This is a genomic window from Armatimonas sp., from assembly GCF_043760365.1.
Taxonomy (GTDB): domain Bacteria; phylum Armatimonadota; class Armatimonadia; order Armatimonadales; family Armatimonadaceae; genus Armatimonas.
In genome coordinates, this window is sequence record NZ_JAYUPA010000465.1 from 1 (window position 1) to 4,690 (window position 4,690).

7 protein-coding genes and 1 riboswitch are annotated in these 4,690 nt (G+C 57.2%); all 7 genes read left to right on the plus strand.

Annotation, left to right across the window (positions count from 1 at the left end; genetic code table 11):
- Window positions 1-50: 50 nt before the first annotated feature.
- Window positions 51-145, minus strand: a riboswitch (cyclic di-GMP riboswitch).
- A gap of 204 nt (window positions 146-349) precedes the next feature.
- A complete protein-coding gene (locus ACH2EH_RS10925; RefSeq protein WP_395141590.1) occupies window positions 350-883 on the plus strand; it encodes an ACT domain-containing protein in 534 nt (177 codons plus the stop codon).
- On the plus strand, window positions 880-2,256 hold the full coding sequence (locus ACH2EH_RS10930) for an aspartate kinase (RefSeq protein ID WP_395141592.1): 1,377 nt from the start codon (window positions 880-882) through the stop codon (window positions 2,254-2,256). The genes ACH2EH_RS10925 and ACH2EH_RS10930 overlap by 4 nt, the downstream gene beginning before the upstream one ends.
- An 8-nt stretch (window positions 2,257-2,264) precedes the next feature.
- A complete protein-coding gene (locus ACH2EH_RS10935) occupies window positions 2,265-2,630 on the plus strand; it encodes an AtpZ/AtpI family protein (protein ID WP_395141594.1) in 366 nt (121 codons plus the stop codon).
- Window positions 2,631-2,639: 9 nt separating this feature from the next.
- Entirely contained in the window at window positions 2,640-3,056 is a 417-nt protein-coding gene (locus tag ACH2EH_RS10940) for a hypothetical protein (RefSeq protein ID WP_395141596.1), read from the plus strand.
- An 8-nt stretch (window positions 3,057-3,064) separates the two neighbouring features.
- The gene (atpB, locus tag ACH2EH_RS10945; protein ID WP_395141598.1) at window positions 3,065-3,919 is read left to right on the plus strand and encodes a F0F1 ATP synthase subunit A; all 855 of its coding nucleotides are present in this window, start codon (window positions 3,065-3,067) and stop codon (window positions 3,917-3,919) included.
- A 37-nt stretch (window positions 3,920-3,956) separates the two neighbouring features.
- Window positions 3,957-4,235, plus strand: a complete 279-nt coding sequence (atpE, locus tag ACH2EH_RS10950; protein ID WP_309693889.1) for an ATP synthase F0 subunit C — start codon at window positions 3,957-3,959, stop codon at window positions 4,233-4,235.
- Between the two features lie 34 nt (window positions 4,236-4,269).
- Window positions 4,270-4,690: ATP synthase F0 subunit B (locus ACH2EH_RS10955; RefSeq protein ID WP_395141600.1), on the plus strand; the 421-nt coding region annotated here is incomplete at its 3' end.

Consider the following 4,690-nt stretch of genomic DNA (forward strand, 5'->3'; position numbering starts at 1 on the left):
TCATTTGAGATTCTCATCTTTTGCCTCGCTGTTTGATTAAAAATCCTAAGCGCGGCAGCTCGGCGGCCAAAAGTCTTGTCTCCAAAACTCAGAAGGTCCGTAGCTTTGCGTCACGCCCTTTCGGAGCGTTTTGCCCTTGCACCTAAATTATCGTACCACAACTGTCCCAGGAGCAGATTATTGCTCGGAAATAATGAAAATACAGCATTTGCTGAAAGGTAATTCTACGAGGCGACTTCCTCGCAGATAACTCCAGGCATGCTCTGTACTGTCACAACAACCTGATTTCTTGCATGTTTAAGGCCACAGTGGTATACTTCGTGAAAATTCGCACAAAGTTAGGCCACGCGTGTCTGCACTTACTGATCCGCAAAACCAGAACAAGCTCACTCTCACCGGCTTTCTTTCTCCGACGGGCTCTTTTGAACGTGAGCCTGGTGTCACCGCCATTCGCGTCGAGAATAACATGGCCTTGGTGAGTGTCCGTTTTTCCGAGGACATCACCCAAAACCGCCTGCGGCTACTTGAGGTTCTCGCCGAAGCGCGGGTACCTGTTAACCAAGTAAAGCTTCTGCCAGAGGGCCTTTGTTTCGTCATTAGCGAAAACCATGCCAGTATGTGCCGAAGCCTGCTAGGCCAAGAAAAAGGCGAGGTGAGTGTTCTTGAGAACATGGCGCTCATTAATACTATTGCCGGAGCGATGCGCGATCTCTCTGGCGTGATCGCGCAAATTTGTGAGGCGCTACTCGGGGCTGCTATTCCCAATCGCCAGGTAGGCGATGCGTATGATGCCGTCTTATGCCTGGTGCCGTCTGACGATGCCCCCCGTGCGGTCGCTGCCCTGCGAGAACAGTTTCAGCTTGGCGATGAGGCGCTGACATGAAGATATTAGTGCAGAAGTTCGGGGGAACCTCGGTCGCAACCGACGAAGCCCGGCAAAAGGCGGCCAGCAAGGTTATCCGCGCGGTGCAAGCGGGCTGGCATGTAGTGGTAGTGGTTAGCGCGATTGGTCGCGCCGGGGCACCGTACGCCACGGACACACTCATACAGACCCTCAAAGACGTTGACGCCGCCGTTCCACCTGCGCCCCGTGAGCTGGACATGATGATGGCCTGTGGCGAGATCATCTCCACTGTTGTGCTTGCCCACACTTTGCGCGTCGCAGGGCTCGACACCATTGCACTCACGGGCTTGCAGGCGGGAATTCTCACGAACTACCAGTTTGGCAATGCCCGGATTCTCGCGATTGATCCGCGTTATATTGTTGAGATGCTCGGCCAGGGCAAGGTGGTACTGGTCGCGGGTTTTCAGGGAGGGACGGAGCGCGGAGCAATCACGACTCTGGGGCGTGGCGGCTCCGATACCACGGCTGCTGCGCTGGGGGCGGCTCTCAAACCCCATGCACAGCAGATCGAAGTTGAGATCTACACGGATGTCAACGGAGTCAAGACCGCTGATCCCCGCCATGTGCCCGCAGCCCGAACCCTGGCACAAGCGACCTATGATGAAGTGGCAGAGATGGCTCACCAGGGGGCAAAAGTCGTCCACCCCCGCGCTGCCGAGATCGCGGGCATTCACGGGGTTCCACTTCGGGTGAGAAACACCTTCGACGAGGAGCTAGGGACACTGATCACCGCAGACTCCTCTGTGGGCCAAGCACGCTTCACCGGCGTTACCCACACCGGAAAGCTCGTCTACCTGCGCTTTCCGCTCCCGCTCGATAGCCCCGAGGCGGACAGGGCTCGTGTCGAAGTGGAAGTCTATAGGCTATTGGAGCGAGAGAAGATCGCGGTACACCTGACGAGCGCAAGCGATGCGGACTTTGCGTTTGCTGTGGAGCGCACGCACCTACCTCGCCTGAAAGAGCTACTAGACGGGCTGGTGCTGCCTGTACAGCTCGGGGTCGTGCGTCGCCAACCTCCGTTTGGGACAATCTATCTCCTTGGAATCGGCCCCAAAGGTAAAGGCTTCACCGCCCAGAAGGGGCTGCTTGAGGGGGCGCGCGCCTATATCGCGCTCGGCCACGTCCAAGCAGAGGTGATTGAGAACTGCACCATGGTTTCCGTGATCGCCTCCGGACTGGAAGACATTCCTGGTGTCGTTTTTCGCACCCTGGGGACTCTGGATGCTATTGGGGTTCCCGTCTATCAGATGGCCGACTCCCGTCACTCGATCTCCGCCCTCATCCCCGAGGCTGATGCACAAAAAGCCACTCGTGCTCTGCACGAGGAGTTCGTGCTTGGGCGGGAGAAGTGAGCCAGCAAATGGGAGACGTGAGCGATACCTTCGAAAAGCCACAGGAGCCTCAGGAGCCAGAGCTACCCGCCCTGCCTCGTCTACCGGAGCCGCCAACGGTTCTTTATCAGAGGCCAAAGGCTGCCGAAGACCCAGCGGAGCGCTTTCTCAAAAGCCGGGGAATGGGGAGCAAAGACGCAGGGAATATGGGAAAGGCGATGGGAATTGGCACCGCGCTGGTGGGCTCGATCCTTGGCGGGCTCGTCGTGGGCTGGCTTCTGGACACCTATCTGATCAAGTCCACGACTCCCTATGGGCTGATAGGCGGGTTTTTACTAGGGACTGTCTCCGGTTTTGTGAATCTGGTCAGAATGGCAAATAGCTTGAATCAGTGATGAATGTACATGGATGAGACGCGCGAGTACTTAAGAAAGACCCTACGGGCTACCGGGATTCTGGCAGCGTGCGCTTCGATGTGCCTGGCGAACTTCGGTATCTCCTGGGCGATCGTGCCCTTGCTGGCAGGATTGGCGCTTGCTGTGGTACTCTTGCTCGGCTGGTGGGGCTTTCTGGGCTCGCTAATTACTCTGGCGCAGGCCATTGAGGAAAAAAATGCGCGCCAACGGAGAGTAACCCAGCGATTTTTCTTGCTGGCTCTGGTAAAATACCCGCTGGTCGGGTGGGTGATCTGGTGGCTGACACGCCACTGGGGTGCCAAAGAGCTGGCGGTGTTTGTTGCAGGGTTCGGATTCCTGACACTGGTGATCGCTTTGCGGGCTGTGGGCAAGATGCTCACGGAGCACGGCGAGGTTAAAAAATAATGAGTGTGATGAAACGAGTGGGAGCGAGTCTGGGAGCCGTGGCGCTAAGTGCGACACTGGCTTGGGCACAGGAGCATGGCGCGGAGGGTGCCGAGGGCGCGGCGCAAGGTGGGCACGCGGAAAAGAGCCTTCTGGCCGAGCACGATGCAATCTACTACAGCCTGATCGGGACCCTGGTGGGGATCGGGATCCTTCTGTTTTGCAAGTCCCGCATCACCACGCTCTCTTTACGCAGCCCTAGCCGTGGGCAGCTACTCATTGAGCAGGCCGTGGCCTCGATGCAGCACTTTTGCCGAGGCGCTATCGGAGTGGGGGGCGAGAAGTTTACCGCTTTTGTCGGAACCCTCTTTGCCTACGTCCTCTGCTCAAATCTTTGTGGCGTACTCCCGTTCTACATCAATCTACCCGAGCACGCTGCGATGCCCATGTCGCTGACCCCCGCACCGAGTGCAAACCTCTCGATGACACTCGCGCTTGGGATTATCGTCTTTTTTGTCTTTAACATTGTGGGGATTAAGGCCAACGGGGCGGCTCCCTACTTCAAGCACTTTGCAGGGCCGATCTGGTGGCTGGCGTGGCTGATCTTCCCGATTGAGATAATCGGGGTTCTGGTGCGTCCTCTCTCGCTTGGAATGCGACTTTTTGGTAACGTCTTTGGGGAAGAGACCGTGATTGCATTCCTGGTGGGGACCTCTATGGCCACTTTTATTGTTCCCTTGCACACCCCGATGTTGGCTCTTGGGGTATTCGGTTCGGTGATACAGGCGGGGGTTTTTGCGATCCTGACCTGTTCCTATATCGCTCTGGCAATCGGCGACCACGGTCACGATGAGCACGGGCACGAAGCGGCGCACGCGCACTAGCGCCTGTGCAGGCTATTCTATTGGAGGAAAATAAACAATGATCTACTTTGGTCTTCTGGGTCTGGGTTTGGCGATTGGGCTTCCAATCGCGGTAATTGGTGCAGGTATGGGTCAGGGCCGTGCCGCCGCCGCAGCGCTTGAGGGCGCCGCTCGGCAGCCGGAGATGGCCGGTAAGCTGCAGACGATGATGATTATCGCTCTGGCGATTATCGAGTCGCTCGTCATCTATGCGCTTGTGATGTTCTTCATCCTGATGGGCAAGCTCCCCTCGGTTGATGCAGAGACTGTCAAAGCGGCTCTGTTGGCGGGTAAATAGTCCGCTTTCACCACGAAAACGTATAGGAAAACTCATGGGCAATATCCTGGGTGAGCTCAATATCAACCCGGTGCTGATCCTGGTCAACATTATCGGTTTCGGGGTGCTGTTCCTGCTCGCCAAAAATATGGTCTTCACGCCCATCGGCAAGGTTCTTACCGAGCGCGATCTGGAGATCTCTAGCGGCTACGACCGGCTTGATGCCGATCAGCGGGAGATGCAGCGCCTCAAGGGCGACTACGAGACCCGGCTGGAGCAAATTGAGGGCGAGGCGCGCGAGAAGATCTCCTCCGCTATTAAAGAGGCGCAGGCTACCCGTGACAAGATCGTGAGTGATGCCACTGTGCAAGCTCGTGAGATTGTCGCCAAGGCCGAGGCCGATGCGGAGCGGGAGCGCGAGCAGGCAATGATTACGCTACGTCAGCAGATCGTGGATCTGGCACTCGGTGCAACCA